14 protein-coding genes, 1 tRNA gene and 3 pseudogenes are annotated in these 19,375 nt (G+C 63.9%); 9 read left to right on the top strand and 9 right to left on the bottom strand.

Going from position 1 to position 19,375, the window contains the following annotated elements; all coding sequences use genetic code 11:
- Positions 1-10: 10 nt before the first annotated feature.
- Together ACVWYI_RS24640 and ACVWYI_RS24635 are read right to left on the bottom strand one after the other, a co-directional pair.
- A complete protein-coding gene (locus tag ACVWYI_RS24640; protein ID WP_456663433.1) occupies positions 11-778 on the bottom strand; it encodes an SDR family oxidoreductase in 768 nt (255 codons plus the stop codon).
- 11 nt (positions 779-789) lie between these two features.
- A pseudogene (locus ACVWYI_RS24635) lies at positions 790-1,990 on the bottom strand (mandelate racemase/muconate lactonizing enzyme family protein).
- Positions 1,991-2,171: 181 nt separating this feature from the next.
- Here ACVWYI_RS24635 and ACVWYI_RS24630 point away from each other — a divergent pair.
- Positions 2,172-2,936: a GntR family transcriptional regulator gene (locus ACVWYI_RS24630; RefSeq protein ID WP_247340773.1), complete on the top strand. Its 765-nt coding sequence runs from the start codon at positions 2,172-2,174 to the stop codon at positions 2,934-2,936.
- A gap of 19 nt (positions 2,937-2,955) precedes the next feature.
- On the top strand, positions 2,956-4,320 hold the full coding sequence (locus tag ACVWYI_RS24625) for an MFS transporter (protein WP_247445888.1): 1,365 nt from the start codon (positions 2,956-2,958) through the stop codon (positions 4,318-4,320).
- A gap of 93 nt (positions 4,321-4,413) precedes the next feature.
- Here the strand turns inward: ACVWYI_RS24625 and ACVWYI_RS24620 are convergent, their stop codons facing one another.
- Positions 4,414-5,664 (bottom strand): arsenic transporter, encoded by a 1,251-nt coding sequence (locus ACVWYI_RS24620; RefSeq protein ID WP_456664573.1) that lies wholly within the window; start codon positions 5,662-5,664, stop codon positions 4,414-4,416.
- Positions 5,665-5,768: 104 nt separating this feature from the next.
- Complete coding sequence (locus ACVWYI_RS24615) at positions 5,769-8,246, bottom strand: PAS domain S-box protein (RefSeq protein WP_456663432.1); 2,478 nt, start codon at positions 8,244-8,246, stop codon at positions 5,769-5,771.
- A 214-nt stretch (positions 8,247-8,460) separates the two neighbouring features.
- Here ACVWYI_RS24615 and ACVWYI_RS24610 point away from each other — a divergent pair, with 214 nt between their 5' ends.
- The 4 genes from ACVWYI_RS24610 (at position 8,461) to ACVWYI_RS24595 (ending at position 13,020) form a co-directional block, all read left to right on the top strand.
- On the top strand, positions 8,461-9,600 hold the full coding sequence (locus tag ACVWYI_RS24610) for a zinc-binding metallopeptidase family protein (RefSeq protein WP_456663431.1): 1,140 nt from the start codon (positions 8,461-8,463) through the stop codon (positions 9,598-9,600).
- A gap of 172 nt (positions 9,601-9,772) precedes the next feature.
- Positions 9,773-11,788, top strand: coding sequence for an acetyl-CoA carboxylase biotin carboxylase subunit (locus ACVWYI_RS24605; protein ID WP_456663430.1), 2,016 nt, complete (start codon positions 9,773-9,775; stop codon positions 11,786-11,788).
- A 69-nt stretch (positions 11,789-11,857) separates the two neighbouring features.
- On the top strand, positions 11,858-12,724 hold the full coding sequence (locus tag ACVWYI_RS24600; RefSeq protein WP_456663429.1) for an isocitrate lyase/PEP mutase family protein: 867 nt from the start codon (positions 11,858-11,860) through the stop codon (positions 12,722-12,724).
- Positions 12,721-13,020, top strand: coding sequence for an acylphosphatase (locus tag ACVWYI_RS24595; protein WP_247340762.1), 300 nt, complete (start codon positions 12,721-12,723; stop codon positions 13,018-13,020). Before ACVWYI_RS24600 ends, ACVWYI_RS24595 begins: the two co-directional genes overlap by 4 nt.
- A gap of 45 nt (positions 13,021-13,065) precedes the next feature.
- Here the strand turns inward: ACVWYI_RS24595 and ACVWYI_RS24590 are convergent, their stop codons facing one another.
- Both ACVWYI_RS24590 and ACVWYI_RS24585 read right to left on the bottom strand, forming a co-directional pair.
- Positions 13,066-14,589: an ATP-binding protein gene (locus tag ACVWYI_RS24590; protein ID WP_456663428.1), complete on the bottom strand. Its 1,524-nt coding sequence runs from the start codon at positions 14,587-14,589 to the stop codon at positions 13,066-13,068.
- 148 nt (positions 14,590-14,737) lie between these two features.
- A pseudogene (locus tag ACVWYI_RS24585) lies at positions 14,738-15,593 on the bottom strand (LysR family transcriptional regulator).
- Between the two features lie 112 nt (positions 15,594-15,705).
- On the opposite strand from ACVWYI_RS24585, the gene ACVWYI_RS24580 reads away from it, so the two are divergent.
- Complete coding sequence (locus ACVWYI_RS24580) at positions 15,706-16,128, top strand: tautomerase family protein (RefSeq protein WP_456663427.1); 423 nt, start codon at positions 15,706-15,708, stop codon at positions 16,126-16,128.
- Between the two features lie 58 nt (positions 16,129-16,186).
- On the opposite strand, the gene ACVWYI_RS24575 is transcribed toward ACVWYI_RS24580, so the two are convergent.
- Positions 16,187-16,900 carry a DNA helicase gene (locus tag ACVWYI_RS24575; RefSeq protein ID WP_456663426.1) on the bottom strand — a complete coding sequence of 238 codons (714 nt, stop codon included), beginning with the start codon at positions 16,898-16,900 and terminating at the stop codon, positions 16,187-16,189.
- Between the two features lie 198 nt (positions 16,901-17,098).
- A pseudogene (gene lipB, locus ACVWYI_RS24570) lies at positions 17,099-17,846 on the bottom strand (lipoyl(octanoyl) transferase LipB).
- An 80-nt stretch (positions 17,847-17,926) separates the two neighbouring features.
- On the opposite strand from lipB, the gene ACVWYI_RS24565 reads away from it, so the two are divergent.
- Both ACVWYI_RS24565 and ACVWYI_RS24560 read left to right on the top strand, forming a co-directional pair.
- A complete protein-coding gene (locus ACVWYI_RS24565; protein WP_011088012.1) occupies positions 17,927-18,169 on the top strand; it encodes a FliM/FliN family flagellar motor switch protein in 243 nt (80 codons plus the stop codon).
- A gap of 205 nt (positions 18,170-18,374) precedes the next feature.
- Positions 18,375-18,459, top strand: a tRNA-Leu gene (locus ACVWYI_RS24560).
- A gap of 348 nt (positions 18,460-18,807) precedes the next feature.
- Here ACVWYI_RS24560 and ACVWYI_RS24555 read toward each other — a convergent pair.
- A complete protein-coding gene (locus tag ACVWYI_RS24555) occupies positions 18,808-19,374 on the bottom strand; it encodes a type II toxin-antitoxin system VapC family toxin (protein ID WP_354107111.1) in 567 nt (188 codons plus the stop codon).
- Between the last annotated feature and the right edge of the window lies 1 nt (position 19,375).

The following is a 19,375-nucleotide window of genomic DNA, read 5'->3' as shown; positions in this document are numbered from 1 at the left end:
TTCTTCGCGATCACATCGCGGCGATCATGCCGCCATCGACATAGATGATCTGGCCGTTGACATAGGTGGAGGCGTCGGACGCCAGGAAGATCGCGGCGCCCACCAGCTCGTCCGGTCTGCCCCAGCGCTTCGAGGGGACGCGGCCCATCAGCCAGCTATTGAAGCCGGTGTTGTTGACCAGCGCCTCGTTCATGTCGGTGAGCATGTAGCCGGGGCCGATCGCATTGGCCTGGATGCCGTGCTGGGCCCATTCCACCGCCATCGATCGGGTCAGATTCTTGATGCCGCCCTTGGCGGCGGTGTAGGGCGCGATCGTCGGACGCGCGAGCTCGCTGCCGAGCGAGCCGATATTGATGATCTTGCCGTGCTTGCGCGGGATCATGCGCTTGGCCGCCTCGCGGCCGATCACGAAGGCGCTGGTGAGGTTGGTCTCGATCACCTTGCGCCACTCGTCGGTGGTGAACTCCACGAGCGGCTTGCGGTGCTGGATCCCGGCATTGTTGACGACGATGTCGACCGCAATGCCTTGTCTGTCGAAGCCGTCGAAGGCTGCGACGATTGCGGGCTCGTCGGTGACATTGAAAGCGGCGCCTTCGGCCTGGTGGCCGGCGGCGCGAAATTCGGCGACGGCCTGCTCCACGCGCTTGGGATCGACGCCGTTGACGATGATCCTGGCACCGGCCTTGGCCATGCCCTCTGCGATGGCGCGGCCGAGGCCGCGGGAGGAGCCGGTCACGAGCGCGGTGCGGCCGGAAAGGTCGAAGAGGGCGGTACTCATCTCAAATATCCCTAGGCGTTGGAACGGCGCTACGGTCAGATCGGAGCGGTCGAATACGGCGGGCAGAAGGTCGACGCCGAGGCCGGGCCCTTCCATCGGATAGACAAAACCGTCCTTGATCGTGGGCATGGTGGTGACGAGCTCATTGTACCAGCCCTTGTAGAAGGCGCGCACCGATTCCTGGATCAGCGTGTTGGGCTGGCTGAACGACATGTGGATGGCGGCGATGAAGCCGATCGGGCCGATGCAGTCGTGCGGTGCGAAGGGCCGGTGATAGGTTTCGGCCATCGCCGCGATCTTGCGGCCCTCGGTGAGGCCGCCGGTCCAGCACAGATCCGCCATCACCACATGCATGGCGTCGCGGTCGAGCATGTCCTTGTAAGGGAAGCGCGAGCCCAGCGTTTCGCTGGCGCAGACCCAGACGTCGGTGCAGCGGGCATATTCGGCCAGCGCCTGCGGCGAGTTCATCCGGATCGGGTCTTCGTACCAGGTCGGCTTGTAGGGCTCGAGAGCGCGCGCGATCTGTTTGGCGGTGGGCAGGTTCCAGAGCGAATGGAGCTCGACCATGATCTCCATCTTGTCGCCGACCGCTTTTCGGATCTTCTCGAACGGCTCGATCGCCTGCTTCATCTGCGCGGCGGTGATGTAGAGACCCTTGTTCTCTTGCGCCGCCGGATCGAACGGCCAGATCTTCATGGCGGAGATGCCGCTCTCCAGCAGGTTTTCCGCGAGCGCATCGGCGCGGTGCATGAAGCCGTCGAGATCCTCGTAAGGACTCTTGGAGGCACCGAGATTCCAGTTGGCGACTGGGCTGATATTGGTCGAGCGGACGTATTGGGTGCCGGCGCAGGTGTTGTAGATGCGCTGCTTGTCGCGGCAGAGGCCGCCGAGCATCTGGTGCACCGGCTGATTGCAGACTTTGCCGAACAGATCCCACAGCGCGATGTCGATCGCCGAGGCCGCGCGATATTCGACGCCGGTCGAGGACTGTGCCATCGGCAGGTTCAGCATGTCGCGATGGATCGCCTCGATGTGCAGCGGATTGCGGCCGAGCAGGCGGCCGGCAAAGGTGTCGTGAATCTGCGCTTCGACCGCGCCGGCGCCGTAGAAGGTTTCGCCGAGACCGATCATGCCCGTATCGGTGTGGACGCGCACCCAGATGACGTTGGAGAATTCCTCGGTGCGCAGCGTCTCGATCGACGTGATCTGCACGGCAATACTCCTCCCATTGCGGGGCGCGCGCAGCGCCGTCTTGTTGCCATTCTGCACCGCAGCATGGTGCGGGCACGGACGGAATCTTACGTCTGCTTGTAATATATCACAACATGTTTTAAGGATATCACAAGCAAGGCGCCGCTCTTCAACGACTGCGCGGGCCGAGGGGAGGGACGACATGGCAACGCGCAAGCGCACGCTCAAGGTGGTGAGGAACGACGACGGCGAGGGCAAGCCCTCCCGCCGCAACCGCCTCAATTTCTTCGAGCTGGCCTATCAGAAGATCGAGGAGCTCCTCGTCCATTGCGAGCTCAAGCCCGGCCAGTTCATGACGATGCTGGAATTGCAGCACATCACCGGCTTCGGCCGCACACCGGTGCATCACGCCGTCAATCGTCTCTCCGCCGATACGTTGATCATCATCCGCCCGCGCCACGGTCTGCACATTGCGCCGATCGATCTGGCGCGCGAGCGCATGCTGCTGGCCTTGCGCCGCGACATGGAGCGTTTCGTGATCCGGCTTGCGGCCGATCGCGCCAGCCTCTCGCACCGCAATCAGGCGCTGCACATCGATAGGCTGCTGCGCGAGCGCCGCGCCAGCCTGACCCTTGACGAGTTCAACAGCATCGACCGCCGCATCGACGCGCTGGTCCTGGACGCGGCCGGCGAGCCGTTTCTGGTGCATACGCTGCGGCCGTTGCACACGCTGTATCGGCGCATCGGCTACATCCACCACCGCTTCATGCCGGGGCAGGCGGAGCTGTCAGGAACAATCGATCATCATCTGGCTATTCTCAATGCGGTTGCCAATCGTCGTGTCGAGGACGCCGTGAAGGCGAGCGATGCGCTGATCGACTACATGGGCGAGATGTTCACGGGCATGGAAGCAGGGATCGACCCGCGGCTGCTCGATTGCAGCATCGAGCCGCTGCTCGGCACGTAAAAGTTCAGGAGGACCAAGCATGTCGACGATGGCGATGCCACAACCGATGGCGAGCGAAGCCGCGGTCCGTTACCTCATCACGAACTACAGTCCCAAGGGCAACAAGGTCGGTTGGCTGATGATGGCCTCGATCCTGGTCGAGGCGTGGGATCTCTATTCGATCGCCTTCGTGCTGATCTTCATCAAGGAGCAGTACAATCCCGATCCGCTGATGCTGGGCTTGGCTGCGGCCGGCACGCAGGGCGGCGCCCTGCTCGGTGCGCTGCTCGGCGGCTGGCTGTCCGACAAGATCGGACGCCGCGTGATGTTCCTGATCACGATGGTGATGTTCATCGTGCTGGCGCTGGCGCAGGCCGTCGTGCCCAGCGTCGGCTGGCTCGTGGTGATCCGCTTCCTGCTCGGCGTTCCGCTCGGCTCCGACATCTCGACCGGCTACACCTACATCATGGAATCCATGGCCAAGGGTGAGCGCGAGGTGATGGGCAATCGCTGGCAGTTCATGTTCGCCGTCGGCGAAGTCCTCACCATCGGCGTCATCGTGATCTTCCTGCTGCTCGACATCCAGCACGAGATGCTGTGGCGCGTGACGCTGGGCCTCGGAGCGGTGCCGGCTCTGATCATCCTGATCATGCGCCATGACGTGCCGGAGACCGCGGTGTGGCTGGTGCAGAAGGGGCGCTTCCGCGAGGCCAAGAAGGTGGCGCGCGAGATGTTCAATGACGATCTTGCCATGCTGCCGGACCAGGACGTGGTGATGCCGAAGGTCAGCACCAGCGCCTTCATCGCGGACCTCAAGAAGGATCCGATCCGCTGGCGCGCGACGATCTACGGCTGGATCGCCTGTTTCGCCCAGGGTAGCGAGTTCTCGACCTTCGCTTTCTATTTGCCGGTGCTGTTCGTGATGGTGGGCGTGTCGAGCGTGCTCGGCAACAACCTCGTGACGATGGGGCTGTTCTGCTTTGCCGCGGTGTCGGGCTGGGTCGGGCCGCTACTGACGCCGAGGATCGGCCATCGCGGCATCGCGATCGCGGGCTTCTCGATCGTACTGGCCTCGCTGCTGGTCGCCGCTTTCGCGCTCTACACCAACAACACGATCCTGCTGCCGTTCGCGGCCGCCGCCATGTTGTGGGGCCATTATTGGGACGCGTCGAACTGCATGACGATCCCGACCATGGTCGCGAAACCGAAATATCGAGGCACCGCCAGCGGCTTCGCCTACATGTTCGTGAAGCTGCCGTCGTTCCTCGCGATCTTCCTGTTCCCGTCGTTGTTCGCGGCGATTGGGCAGGCCGGCGCCACGCTGTTCGTCGCGATCTTCCCGCTGATCGGGTTGCTCGCCGCAATTTTCATCCTGCCGGAAGTCTACGGCTACGAGAACGACTGACGGCAAAGCGCGATGATTTCATCGCGCTTCAGCCTTTTGCTTTAAGCATGATCTTGTCGGAAAACCGCTGCCCACTTTTCCAGATCATGCTCGTTACCTGATCGCGGCGGCCAAGGCCGCGATCAGGGCCGGCGGCGTCACCAGCATGCCGAGCTTGAGGAACGGCCAGGCGCCGACCTCGATCTTCTCACGCCTAAGTGCGACCAGCCAAAGGATCGTGGCGAGCGAACCGGTCACCGATAAATTAGGTCCCAGATCGACGCCGATCAGGATGGCGCTGACGACCGGCGCGGGCAAATGATCGCTGGCGGCGACCGAGCCTGCAACGAGGCCGACGGGAAGGTTGTTGGCGATGTTGTCGGCGATCGCGGTGGCAATGCCGACGCTCCATGCGGCCTTCGTCACGGATTGCCCGACAGCTTCATGCAGCAGTGCGCTGAGCTGCCCGATCACGCCGGTCTTGATCAGCGTTTCCACCATCACGAAGAGCCCGCCGACCAGCGGCAGCACGCTCCAGGAGACGCCGCGCAGCACGGGCAGCGGCGATTGCCGGCTGACCAGCAGCACGATCGCGGCTGTCACCACGCCGCAGACGAAGGTCGGCAGGCCCAGTTGCTTGTCCAGCGCCGATGCCGTGACCAGCACGACGCCGATCGCGACGATGCCGACGGCGGTCAATTTGCCGCCGCGGCCGAGCGTTGGATGCGGCACGTTGCGCGCTATGGTCTCTTCCTTCAGTGCGCGGTGCTGGGTGAGACGCAACACGACATAGGTCAGCAGGATCGAAGCCGCCGAGGGCAGGGCGAACAGGCGCAGCCACTCGGTCAGATGCGGCATGCGCGCGCCGAACACCACGAGATTGGCGGGGTTGGAGATCGGCAGGACAAAGCTCGCGGCGTTGGCGATGAAGGCGCAGACGAAGAGATAAGGCAGCGGCTTTGCGCCGGCCGCACGCGTCGCGGCGTAGACGGCCGGCGTCAGCACAATCGCGGTGGCGTCGTTCGACAGGAGCACCGTCACGAATGTGCCGACGAGATAGATCAGCAAGAACAGCCGCTGCGGCGAGCCGCGTGCATGTTCAACCGCGAAAGCGGCCAGATAGTCGAACAGTCCTTCGAGCCGGGCGAGCTCGGCGATCAGCATCATGCCGATCAGGAAGAGGTAGACGTCGATGCCTTTCTCGATTCCTGTGAGCGCATCCCGCCACGGCAGGAGGCCGAGCAGCACCAGGGTGCCAGCGCCGATCGCTGCCCAGATCGCCTCGGGCAGGCGAAAGGGTCGGATGATGACGCCTGCGGTCGCGGCTGCGATGATGCTCCAGGCCCAGATGGCGTCAGTCGGCACGGTTGGCAAGTCGATCTCCAAAATCCGTCCCTGACTACCGCGCCTCGGACAGATCCGCCAGCCTCAAAACTTCGCCGCCAGCATCGCTGCCGGTGCAAAGCTATTCACCGCGTCACCGACAGCTTCTCCGAGATCGCCTTGCGCAGAATGCGCGATAGCGATTCCACCGAATACGGTTTCCGGATCAGCTCGAAACCGCGATGGGCGTTCTCGGCGAGCACGTTGCTGTAGCCAGAGGTGAGCACGACGGGCAGGCCCGGATAACGCTCGCGGATCATGCCGGCGAGCTCGACGCCGTTCATGCCGGGCATGATGACGTCGGAGAAGACGAGGTCGACGGCGAACTCGTTCTCGCCGAGGATGGCGAGCGCCGCATTGGCGTTGGCGGCGCGGCGGACGGCATAGCCGAGGTCTTCCAGTAGCTCGGTGGAGAAGCGGCCGACCTCGTCATCGTCTTCCACCACAAGCACGCGATAACCGCGCCCGGTGGCCGCGGTCTCATTGGTCAGCGCCGCGGCTTCCTTGTCTGTCGCGGGGCTTTGCGCCTGCGGCAGATAGATGGTGAAGGTCGTGCCCTTGCCATGCGTGCTCGCGACGGCGATGTCGCCCTCGGACTGCTTTGCGAAGCCGAAGGCCTGGCTCAGGCCGAGGCCGGTGCCCTTGCCGACTTCCTTGGTGGTGAAGAACGGCTCGAAGATGGCCTCGATATTTTCCGGCGCGATGCCGCTGCCAGTGTCTGCGACCGAGATCGCGACATAGTCGCCGCCGCGCGCTGATTGGGCGCGCAGCTGAGGGATGCCCCGAACCTTGCGCACGGCAATGGTGAGGCGGCCCTCGCCGTCCATGGCGTCGCGGGCGTTGATGGCGAGGTTGATCAGCACGGTCTCGAATTGCGCGATGTCGGCGACTGTGAAGCAGTCGGCATCATGAACCTCCACCACGATCTCGATGCGGCCACCGACCAGCGGCCGGACCAGTTGCGCGACGCCCTCGACCTGGCTTCCGACGTTGAAGATCTGCGGTTTGAGCGGTTGCCGGCGCGCAAACGCCAGCAGCTGTGCGGTCAGCTTGGAGGCACGCTCGACGGTGTCGGAGATGGCGTCGACATAGCGGCGGCGGCGCTCCTCCGGCAGTTCGCGGCGGCGCAGGAAATCGGTGGCCGAGCGGATGATCGTGAGCAGATTGTTGAAGTCGTGGGCGACGCCGCCGGTGAGCTGGCCGATCGCCTCCATCTTCTGCGATTGCCGCAGCGCTTCCTCGCCGCGGCGGCGCTCGGTGATGTCGACAGCCTCGGGCACCGCGCCCGTGATGTTGCCGTGGCGGTCGAGCACCGGGCGCATGCCGAATTCGAAATCGCGCTCGCCGATGGGAAGGCGCAGGCGCATCTCCAGCCGCACAGCTTCGCCTTTGAGCACGGTATCGAAGGCCTCGCGCACAATCGCGCTCATGCCGTGGGTGCCGGTAAACCAGGGCGTCTCCCACAACGGCTTGCCGATCACGTCCGCGGAGCGCGCCTTGATGCCATCGAGGACGGTGTTGTTGGCATAGAGCAATTCGCCTTTGAGATTGACCAGCCCCTGATACTGGTTGCTGGTCTCCAGGATCGCGCGCAGCCGCGCCTCGTTGGATTCGAGCTCGGCGGTCCGCTCGGCGATGCGCTCTTCCAGCGTCTCGTTGAGCTGCCGCAGCTCGATCTCGGCTCGCTTGGCGGCGGTGATGTCGTGGGCAACGCCGATGAAGCCGATATGCTTGCCGGTCGGGTCCCAGCGCGGTTGCGACTCCGAGCGCAGCCAGCGCCATTCACCCGATGAATCCTTGTAGCGCGCTTCCAGCACGAATGGTTTTAGCGAGGTTTCGCCCTGGACCGATTGCTGCAGCACGTGCGGCAGGTCGTCGGGATGCAGCACCTTGCGCCAGTCGAAGGCAATCGCCTGGTCGTAGGGCAGGCCGACGAAATCGACATAGGCCTGGTTGGCGAACGATCGTGTGCGGTCGAGCTTAGTGACCCAGATCGGCACCGGCGCGCTGTCGGCGATCAGCCGGAAACGCTCCTCGCTCTCGCGCAGCGTCTCACGCGCGAGCGCCTGGGCGGTGACGTCGATATGGGCGCCTACGAGGCGGATCGCGCGACCGTCCCGGTCGCGCTCGAACTTGGCGACGACGCGGATCCAACGGGTCGCGCGGTCGCTGGGACGGATGATGCGGTATTCGGCGGTGTAGTCCTCGCTGGTGCCGGCCAGCGTATCGAGAAAGTGCTTCACCGCGGCGTCCCGGTCGTCGGGATGAATACGATTGACCCATTCCTCGTGTGACTCGTCGGCGGCTTCCGCCGGCAGGCCGTGGAGCAGCAGATATTCCGGCGAACGGCGGTTCTTGAAGCCTTCGCGGAAGTCGACCTCGAGACCGCCGACCTTGCCGATGCGCTGGATGCGCGCGAGCTCCGCCTCGCGCTCCTGGAGCGCGCGATAGGCATTGTCGCGCTCGCGCGCGACATCTTCCAGGTGCTGGCGCAGCCTTTCGGCGGCAATGGTCTCGGGCAAAGGATCGTTCAAGGCGTTGGCCGTTGTGATGCGTGAGCGCACGTGCCGGACCGATATTCACACAGACGAAGCGTGATGGCCATTGCTCAAAAGGGAATATGAAAGGAAAGGCGCCACCGAATGCAGTGCAGCGGGTATGAATGAACGCCACGTCTGGCTATTTGTTCCGAACATTGGAACGATGAGCCTGCGGGCGCGTATCTGCGAGGCGCTACAACTGTCATTCCCAAAACTCCCTTTCCGAAGAGGCTAAAGCTTGAAGCTCTTTGTCTGCCAGGCCTGCGACAACGTCCTCTATTTCGAGAACCGCGCCTGCGAACGCTGCGGCCATCGCGTCGCGTTCCTGCCGGAGAAGGAGACGATGTCGGCGATCGAACCCGACGGGGAGGCTCAAGGTGGGACTTCTCAAGGTGGGACTTCTCAAGGTGGGACTTCTCAAGGTGGGACTTGGAGTTCGCTGGCCAACAAGGGCGAAAGCCGCATGCTGTGCAGCAATGCCGAGTACGATTCCTGTAACTGGCTGACGGATTCAGGTGATACCACCGGCTATTGCCGCGCCTGCCGCCACAACGGTATCGTGCCGGACCTGTCGGATCAGGTGCAACTCGCAGGCTGGCGCGAGCTGGAGGTGGCGAAACACCGGCTGTTCTATTCCCTGATCCGCTGGAAGCTGCCGCTCCAGACCCGGCAGGACAATCCCGAGCACGGCCTGATCTTCAACTTCCTCGCCGACGATCCAAACAGCGGGGAGAAGATCCTGACCGGCCATGACAACGGCCTGATCACGATCGCGCTGACCGAGACTGACGACATCGAGCGCGAGCGGCGCAGGCTCGAGATGGGCGAGCCCTACCGGACGCTGCTTGGGCATTTCCGCCACGAGGTCGGGCACTATTTCTGGGACGTGCTGGTGCGCGACGGCGGCAAGCTCGACGAATGCCGCGCCGTGTTCGGCGACGATTCCGTCGATTACGGCCAGGCCTTGCAGCGCCACTATGCCGAGGGCGCCCCATCGGACTGGCAGCAGACCTACGTCTCGGCCTATGCGACCACGCATCCCTGGGAGGATTTCGCCGAGACCTGGGCGCACTATCTGCACATCGTCGACAGCCTGGAGATGGCTGGCGAGTTCGGTATGGAGGTGCGTCCCAAGGTCGATCGCGACGGGGAGTTGACGACGCGCATCCGTTTCAACCCCTATGAGGCGAGGGACGTCGAGGCGATCGTCAACGCATGGCTGCCCTTCACCTTCGCCATGAACAGCGTCAACCGCGCCATGGGCGTGCGCGACCTCTATCCCTTCATCCTCTCGCCTGCGGTGGTCGCCAAACTCGGCTTCATCCACAGCCTGGTCCGGAACGTGGCCAAGGACAAAGCCAAGGCCGGAAAGCCGTAGGCCGTCCGGGGCTTGCCAGGTCTGTTTCGGTCTTGCGCTGGTACGCCAGAGGGGCCGGATTTAGACCGTTGCCTCCGGCCGATTTTGATGTACCACGGGAGCCACACGGCCCCTCCCATAGGCCCCAACGGCCAGGGAAGGGTCCCGCCCAAGGTCGAGATTCAAGAAAAGCATGTTCAAACGCATTCTGATCGCCAATCGCGGCGAAATCGCCTGCCGGGTCATCAAGACCGCTCGCCGCATGGGAATTCAGACGGTCGCGGTCTATTCCGAGGCCGACCGCGACGCCCTCCATGTCGAGATGGCCGACGAGGCCGTGCTGATCGGCCCGCCCGCAGCCGCCGAGAGCTATCTGGTGATCGAGAAGATCGTGGAGGCCTGCCGCAAGACGGGCGCCGAGGCCGTGCATCCCGGTTACGGCTTTCTGTCCGAGCGCGAGGCGTTTCCGCGCGCGCTGGAGGCGGCCGGCATCGTCTTCATCGGCCCCAACCCGGGCGCGATCGCGGCGATGGGCGACAAGATCGAATCCAAGAAGGCGGCCGCGAAGGCAAATGTCTCGACCGTGCCCGGCTATCTCGGCATCATCAAGGACGACAAGCACGCGGTCAAGATCGCCGACGAGATCGGTTATCCCGTGATGATCAAGGCCTCCGCCGGCGGCGGCGGCAAGGGCATGCGCATCGCGCATTCGACGTCCGAGGTCGCAGAGGGTTACAACCTCGCCAAGGCCGAGGCCAAGGCCTCGTTCGGCGACGACCGCGTCTTCATCGAGAAGTTCATCGTCGACCCCCGCCACATCGAGATCCAGCTGCTGGGTGACAAGCACGGCAACGTGATTTATCTCGGCGAGCGCGAATGCTCGATCCAGCGCCGCAACCAGAAAGTCATCGAGGAAGCGCCGTCGCCGCTGCTCGACGAAGCCACCCGCCGCAAGATGGGCGAGCAGGCGGTCGCACTCGCCAAGGCCGTGAACTACGACTCTGCCGGCACCGTCGAATTCGTCGCGGGCCAGGACAAGAGCTTCTACTTCCTTGAGATGAACACACGCCTCCAGGTCGAGCATCCCGTCACCGAGCTCGTCACCGGCGTCGATCTCGTCGAGCAGATGCTCCGCGTCGCCGCCGGCGAGAAGCTCGCCATCACGCAGAAGGACGTCACGCTCACCGGTTGGGCCGTGGAGTCACGTCTTTACGCCGAAGACCCGTTCCGCAACTTCTTGCCCTCGATAGGGCGCCTGGTGAAATACCGTCCGCCGGCAGAAGTGAGCCAGGACGGCATCACCGTGCGCAACGACACCGGCGTGCAGGAGGGCGGCGAGATCTCGATTCACTACGATCCGATGATCGCCAAGCTCGTCACCCACGCGCCGTCGCGCGCGGCCGCGATCGAGGCGCAGGCTACCGCGCTGGATTCGTTCTATGTCGACGGTATCCGTCACAACATCCCGTTCCTGTCGGCTCTGATGCATCATCCGCGCTGGCGCGAGGGCCGGCTCTCGACCGGCTTCATCGCCGAGGAGTTCCCCAAGGGCTTTGCTGTGCGCATGCCGGAAGGCGAGGTCGCGCGTCGCATTGCCGCGGTCGGCGCCGCCATCGATCACGTGCTCGGCGAGCGCAAGCGCCAGATCTCGGGTCAGATGGGCGGCCGCATCGTGCAGCGCGAGCGTCGCCGTGCGGTCTGGCTCGACCGTCAGGAGATTCAGCTGGAGGTCGCGCGCGCGAGCGAGGCGATCGCGGTGCGTCTCGTCGATGCCGACGGCAAGGCCGGCAATGCGCATCTGTTGCAGTCGCCGTGGAAGCCGGGCGATCCGGTCTGGCAGGGCACCATCGACGGGCACTTCGTCGCGGTGCAGGTGCGCCCGATCGCGAACGGCATCCGCCTCGCGCATCAGGGCGTCGAGGTGCCGGTCTATGTCTGGACCGAAGCGGAAGCAGCCTCGGCGCGGCTGATGCCGGTGACCACGGCTGCCGACACCGGCAAGAAGCTGCTCTGTCCGATGCCTGGCCTCGTGGTCTCGATCGCGGTGACCGAAGGGCAGGAGATCAAGGCCGGCGAGACGCTCGCGGTGGTCGAAGCCATGAAGATGCAGAACGTGCTCCGCGCCGAGCAGGACGGCACCGTGAAGAAGATCCACGCCAGCGCCGGCGCGACGCTCGCGGTGGACGCGCTGATTTTGGAATTTGCGTAGGCGTTGGAAGATTACTGGGCGGCGCCCCAAGCGTCGTCATTGCGAGCGCAGCACAGTTGAGAGGGCATCATGGCCTTTCGTTCCCGGCGCGAAAAACTGCGATCGATCCTGTCGGGCGGGACTTGCGTCCATCCCGGCTCGGTCTACGACGCCATCTCGATCCGCATCGCCGAGGATCTCGGTTTCCTGCTCGGCATGTTCGGCGGCTCGGTGGCTTCGCTCGCTGTGCTCGGCGACCCCGACATTACGCTGATCACGCTCACCGAGCTTGCCGAACAGATGCGGCGGATGTCGCGCGCGGCAACTCTTCCGGTACTGGTCGATGCCGATCACGGCTATGGCAATGCGCTCAACGTGCGCCGGACGGTGCAGGAGCTGGAGACGGCGGGCGCCGCCGGCCTCACCATCGAGGACACGCTGCTGCCGGCCGGCTTCCGCGAGGCAAAGACCCAGCTGATCTCGCTGGAGGAGGGCGTCGGTAAGATGAAGGCCGCGCTTGACGCCCGCAGCGATCCTTCACTCGTCATCATGGGTCGCACGGGGGCTGCCTCGGTCAGCTCGATCGAGGATGCGATCCGCCGCGCCAGGGCCTATGAAGCCGCCGGCGTCGATGCGCTGTTTTTCACCGGCATCAAGTCGCGCGCCGAGCTCGAGGCGGTCGCGTCCGCCACGCACTTGCCGATCGTCCTCGGCGGTGCGCCGGACGAACTGAACGCGATCGATTATCTCAAGAGCCAGCGCGTGCGCATCGCGCTTCAGGGCCACGCGCCGATCGCAGCGGCGACCCAGGCGGTGTACGAGACGCAGAAGGCGCTGCGCGACGGCACCGCGCCGAAGAATCTCAAAGGCCTGCCAGCGTCGGACTTGACCAGCCGCGTCATGCGCGAAGCCGATGCGAAAGCGCGCAGCGCAGACTTTCTCGGACCGAAAAAGTGAGCCGGGCAATCCTCCAGGTCATGATCCGCGGCCGCGTGCAGGGCGTCGGTTATCGGGCCTGGGTCGAGTACCAGGCGACGGCGTGCGGTCTCGAAGGCTGGGTCCGCAATCGCCGCGACGGCAGCGTCGAGGCGCTGTTCGTGGGATCGCCAAAGCACGTCGCCGACATGGTCGCGCTGTGCCGCCACGGCCCGCCGTCCTCGCGCGTGGACAGCGTCACCAGCGAGACGGCCGATGTCGACGAGCTGAACCTGCGCCGGGCAGGCGAGGCGTTTTCGGTGTTGCCGACGGTGTAGGCCGGTACTCCCTCTTCCCGCACGCGGGAAGACGAAGAAGCAACCTCACCGCGGCAGCTTGGCGATCGCTTCGCTCAATTCGTGGATCTCGTAGGGCTTGCGCAGGATCGGGAAATCGCCGCGCACCCCGGCGGCGACGTCGCTGTAGCCGGTGGCAAGCAGGATCGGCAGGCCGGGACGGATCTGGCGAAGGTGATGGGCGAGGCTGAGCCCGTCCATCTTGCCGGGCATGACGATGTCCGAGAACACGAAATCGACGCCGTTCTTCTCGATCTCGCGAAGTGCGGCGGATTCGGCGTCCGCAACCCGGTGCACCTGATAGCCGAGCTGCTCCAGAAGTCCGATGCTGACGGTGGCGACGTCCGGATTGTCCTCGACCAGCAGCACCGTGCCGCTGCCGTAGAACGCAGGTTCTCCCGCCGCCTCGCGCGATGGCGCTTCTTCTCCGCGCGGCAAGAGGATGGTGAAGGTCGTGCCCTTGCAGAGCGTGCTCGCGACGCGCACCGTGCCGCCGGCCTGATGGGCAAAGCCGTGCACCTGGGAGAGGCCGAGGCCGGTGCCCTTGCCGATCGGCTTGGTCGTGAAGAACGGCTCGAAGATCTTGTCGAGAACGTCGGAGGGAATGCCGAGCCCGGTATCGGTGACGTCGATCGCGACGAATTCGCCGGCGAGGGGCGCCTCGTCGAGAACCGCATTGCGCGCAGCGATCGTCACCGTGCCCCCGTCGGGCATCGCGTCGCGGGCATTGATGACGAGGTTGAGCAGCGCGGTCTCGAGCTCGGAGACGTCGGTCTTGATCGGCCAGACGTCGCCGCTGACGTCGAAGGCCAGGCGCACGGAGCTGCCGACGCCGGCATCGAGCACCTCGCGGATCGCCGTGATGCGGTCGACGAAGTCGATCGCCTGCGGATTGACGCTCTGCCGCCGTGCGAAGGTGAGGAGCTGGTTGGTCAGCGCCGCGCCGCGCTTGGTGGCAGTCTCGATGGCCGAGATCGCGCGCTGAATCTTGGCCTCGTCGTCGGCCCCTCGCTTCAGCATGTGGAGGCTGCCGCTGATGATCATCAGGAGGTTGTTGAAGTCGTGAGCGACCCCGCCGGTGAGCTGGCCGAGCGCATCGAACTTCTGGGACTCGGCGAGCTGCTTCTGCATGGCCTCGAGCTTGATCTGGGTATTGCGCCGCTCGGTGATGTCGCGCGTGATCTTGGCGAAGCCGACCAGGTCGCCGTCCTCGTAGATCGGATCGATCACGATGCTCGCCCAGAAGAAGGTCCCGTCCTTGCGGACGCGCCAGCCTTCCTCCTCGTAGCGGCCCTTTTCCCGTGCAGTGCCGAGGGCACGGGCGGGCTTGCCGTTGGCGCGGTCGCTCTCGGTGTAGAAACGGGAGAAGTGCTGGCCGAGGATCTCCCCGGGAGAATAGCCCTTGATGCGCTCGCCGCCGATGTTCCAGCTGGTGATGATCCCGGTGGGATCCAGCATGTAGAGGGCGTAGTCCGCAACTCCCTCAACCAACAGGCGGAAACTGCGTTCGCTCTCGAACAAGTCTCTCTGCTGATTTAACTTTTCGATCATTCCGGACCCCGACTCGACGGGAGCAAACGCCACAGATGGCGGATGGTTCCCCGAGCTTGGAACATTTTTAAGCAATATCGCGGGCCGGTATGCAGGACGCAAGCTGGCAGGCGCTCGCGGCGCACTCGAGGCGTAAAGCCGTGCGGCGTCAGACCGCTGCCGCACTCCGGAACGTCGCTGCCACCGCACGCAGCGCCGCCAGTTTCGCTGGATCGCTGACCTTCGAATGCAGCATTACCTTCGAACTGCCGAGTTTCGGCAGCTTGTAGCCGGATCCGACATCGACCAATCCGGGAGGCGCGATCCGCCGCGCCAGTGGTGCGATTGCAAGCCCGGCAAGGGCAGCTGCAACCACCGCCGTGACGCCGCCGCCGACAAAACGCTCACGCCAGGCGAGCCCGGCCTTGTCGAGCGCGCGCACCGCGATGGCGCGGACGCCGCAGGGCGGGGCGAGCGTTGCGAGCGGCAGCGCTTCGCCCTTGGGCAAGGTGAAGCGCCTTGACGCGAACCAACCGAATTCGTCCTCGGCCAGCTTTTCGCCGCCGCGGCGGCTGCCTTCCTGGCGGACGATCACCGCATCGAGCTCGCCCGCGTCATAGGCGTCCTGCATCTCGCGCGAGAAGCCAATGGTGACGGCGAGCGTAAGGTTTGAGGACATCGCATGCAGCCGCTCGAGCAGCGGCACCAGCTCCGGGCCTGCAGCATGATCGGAGATGCCGAGCCGAGAGCGACTGCGCCACTGGGGCCTCGCCCGACAGCGCGCTGTCATGCGCCGCGATCAGCGCGCGGGCGCGATCGAGGAACGTCGCGCCGTCTGCCGTGAGCCGGACCGCGCGCGGCGAGCGCTCGACGAGGCGCTTTCCGAGCAATGTTTCCAGCCGTTGCAGCTTCAGGCTGACCGCCGCCTGTGTCGTGCCGAGCGCCTCGGCGGTGCGGGTAAAGCTCTGGAGGTCGGCGACCAGCAGGAAGGCCCGGACCGTGGCGATGTCAAGTGTTGCTGTCATTATGATTGGTTATCACTGCTATCAATGGCGATAACATACCAAAATGGCGGCGGGAGGTCTATTTCTTTCATCGACGCCGCGCGAACCGCGCGACATCTTGAGGAGAACAACCATGCCGCTGATCACCGTGTCCTACACCACCTCGCGCCAGTCGCCCTCGCTGAAGGCCGACATCGCAAGCGCCGTGTCCGAACTCACCGCAACAATCCTGCACAAGGATCCTGAAGTCACTGCCATCATCGTGAAATCGGTCGATGCGAGCGACTGGTTTGCGGGCGGCAAGTCGCTCGCGGAGCAAAAGCTTGCGAGCTACTGGATTGACATCCACGTCAGCGAAGGCACCAATACCAAGGACGAGAAGGCCGCCTATCTCGCCGCGATGTTCAAGCGCATGGCCGGGATTTTGGGGCCGCTGCATCCCGAGACGTACCTGCACGTCGACGAGGTCAAGGCCGACGCCTACGGCTTTGGCGGCCTGACCCAGGAGCGGCGCTACATCGCCGGCAAGCTCGAGGTTTCGCTGAAGGCGGCGTGAGGCGGCAAGTCGCGGGTGCGCAATCTCACCCGCGGCCTGAACCGGTTGCGAGGGATCGTCAGCTCGCTATTCGAAACTGGACTTCGGAATTGTTTAGGAAACAGGTCTTGTCGAACAGCTTGAGGTCCAGCGGGTTCGGCAGCCTGACATCGCTAAGGTCAGGGCAGGGCTTGACCGAGGGATCATAGGAACGATCGATCTGCGAGACGAAGACGACGATCAATCCCTTGTCGCGCGCGAATGATTTCAACGCGCGCACCTGAACGGTGAGGTCGGGGTTTTCCCGCCGCTGGTCGAGCAGTTGCAGATAGTCGATCACCACGACTGTGCCGCGCGGTGCTGCAGCCATCTGCTTGACGATGTAATCGGCGCTGATGGCATCGGAGCAATCGACCTCGAAGAGTTTTTCGAATTCCGCCGGGTCCACGCCGATCACCCGAAAGCGATCCTGAACGTCTTTCTCGGTGTATTCGAGCGAGAAGAACGCGGCGCGGTGGCCCGAGCGCATCGCTTCCACGGCAAGTTCGAGGCTCATCAGGGTCTTGCCCTGGCCGGGGCGCGCCCCGACCAGCACCAGATCGCCCGGTTGAAATTGCGGGAAAAGCTTGTTGGCCGGCGTCGCCGCGGCAGCTTTCGCCGCGAGCATGCTCCATGCGGAAAATCCTTCCGTCGCGGCCATGCGGTCGAGCGCATCGTGCAACGGAATGCCTTCCTCGCGCGACATGCGCTTCGCTTGCCGCTTCAGATGATAGATCGGTGCAGACAGCTCCATCGTGAGAACCTCACATTACGAGCATGATCGCAACCCCTCCTTATGCCTGGCGCTCGAACAGTCGGTCCGATGATCAATTCGCCCGGCATGGTTTCTACTTTCCCGGCGGAGGGGGGAGGCGTGGGCGACACCGGGGTCAAGCGTAGCCGATTCCGTGTCGGCGGAGAACGAGAGAGGCGGGGCGCTCTCCAGAAAACGTCAGACGACTTCCGGCAGCAGCGCCCGGGTCGGCCCGAACAGCTCCTCAAAGGCCTGCCGGAGTGCGACGTCGATATCGGCCATCGTCACGAGCTGGCCGAGATCGACCAGCGAGGTAACGCCGTAGCGGGGATCGGCGACGCCGCAGGGCACGATGCCGGCGAAATGCTCCAGCTCCGGCTCGACATTGATGGCGATGCCGTGGAACGAGACACCAGCGCTTCAGCCGGACGCCGATCGCCGCGATCTTGTCCTCGTGCTCGGGTCCCTTGTCGGGCCGCTTCACCCAGACGCCGACCCGGTCCTCGCGCCGCTCGCCGCGGACGTTGAAGGCGCCGAGCGTCCGCAGAATCAGCTCCTCCAGGCTCGCGACATAGGCCCGCACGTCCGGCCGGCGGCGCTTGAGGTCGAGCATGACATACGCCACCCGCTGGCCGGGCCCGTGATAGGTGAGCTGCCCGCCGCGCCCGGTGGCAAAGGTCGGGAATCGCGGATCGAGCAGGTCGGTGGCCTTGCCCGAGGTGCCGGAGGTGTAGAGCGGGGGATGTTCGAGTAGCCAGACCAGCTCCGGGGCGTCACCGGCCGCGATCGCCGCGACGCGCGCCTCCATTTCGGCCACGGCCTCCGGATAGGGCACGGGCGCGTCCGAAATCCGCCACTCCACGGGTTCACCGTCTACGGCGGAAAACGACGCCAAATCGAGGTCTTGGCGTTGATCTTGGCGGGGGTTTTTGGGTGAATTAACCATTGGCTAACCATAACCGGGTGATGATCCCAGGCGCAAATGCCGAGTCCTTAGTCCAAGTCCCAAGTTGCGGTGGTGCTGAAGTGCCTACTCTCGACAAAGTCACCGTGGATCTTATGGTCGTCCTCGGGACGACCACCATGCCGATCCATCAAGTATTACGTCTTTCCCGCGGTGCCATCATCGAGCTGGACGCAACCGAGGCCGACGAGGTCAAGGTTTTGGCCAATAATTTGCCGGTCGCCTCCGGCGTCGTGCTGGTCGATCGCAATCGGATCGCGGTCGAGGTCAAGCAGATGCTGCCGCGTACGCCGGGCACGCGGTAGCGGCCGGGGCACGCCGTAGCGGCCCGGGCACACTGTCGCGGGCCGGGCACGCGGTAAAGGGCTCTCCCGGGGTCAAGCGACCGGAACTTTCCTGCAAAGCTTGTGGAATTCAGGGCCTTTGGAGGCTTGTACCCCTCTGATGGATTTGTTAGATCGGCGCCGTTGATCCGGTTGGCCTTCAAGCCTCAAGCCGGCATCCCCAAAAGCGCTCGTGGCGGAATTGGTAGACGCGCTGCCTTGAGGTGGCAGTGAGTAAAATCGTGGGGGTTCGAGTCCCTCCGAGCGCACCAAAATCATAAGTCATTGATATAAAAACTATTTTCGCGATTTCTACTCCCGCGTTGTTACTCGCAATGAATCTATTCTTTGAACTTTTCCATCAGCGTCTCTCCGACGTGCTTCCGGCGTTCGCTTTTGTGGGGTCAGCTCTGTTTGAGCCAAAATCTTGCGAAGGAAAACCACCATCTGCTTACGAAAGGACAGTAGCGTAGCCCATCGTAGAGATAGGCGGGTTCGTACTTTCATTCACCAAAGCCTGACTTGAACTCTAAGCGACGGCCTTTGGGATTCTGGCCTCAACCAGGGCTTGGAGGTCGGCAAGAGAAATGTCGTCAAATTTTTTTAAGCATTAATGGGGTTCATTTTGAACGATAGAATAGCACGCGTCCGGTTGGTATGAGCTGGCATAGAATATCATAGTCGCCGACATTTGCAGTCAGGACAACGACGCCGAGCTTTTGTGCCTGCAGGAAGAGCACGCAGTCCTGAAGCGCGCGCAACTTGCTGTCCTTTTCATATCCCTGGAGGCGGCAGAGGATCCCTGATAGCAGCGCGGCTCGTCCCAGCACCTCTATGTCCGGCGCAAAGATCCGGTGTGGCGGCATCGCTTTGATCTGCTTCCCGATCACATCGACGACAGATGCGGTTCGCACGTCGGACGGATTTAGCACGCCGACCGTGTGCATCAACTCCTGGATCGCGACAGTCGAATGGTTGACTTGTCGCTGCGCGATCAGGTCGTCCAGGACTTGAGGCGAACGATCTTGCATTTGATCGATATAGACGCAGGTATCGAGCAGTAGTCCCTGTCCGGCGATCAGGCTGGCGCTGACGAATGGAAGTTCATCGTCGCTGCGCCGTGCCAGCGTGTTTTCTGGATCGAACCGCGCCCAACGTCGCGCCGCGTCAAAGTCGAATTCCGCCACC

Source organism: Bradyrhizobium sp. LB13.1 (genome assembly GCF_054056815.1).
Note: the sequence above shows the minus strand (reverse complement) of the source record. Positions and strands in the feature narration are given on the sequence as shown.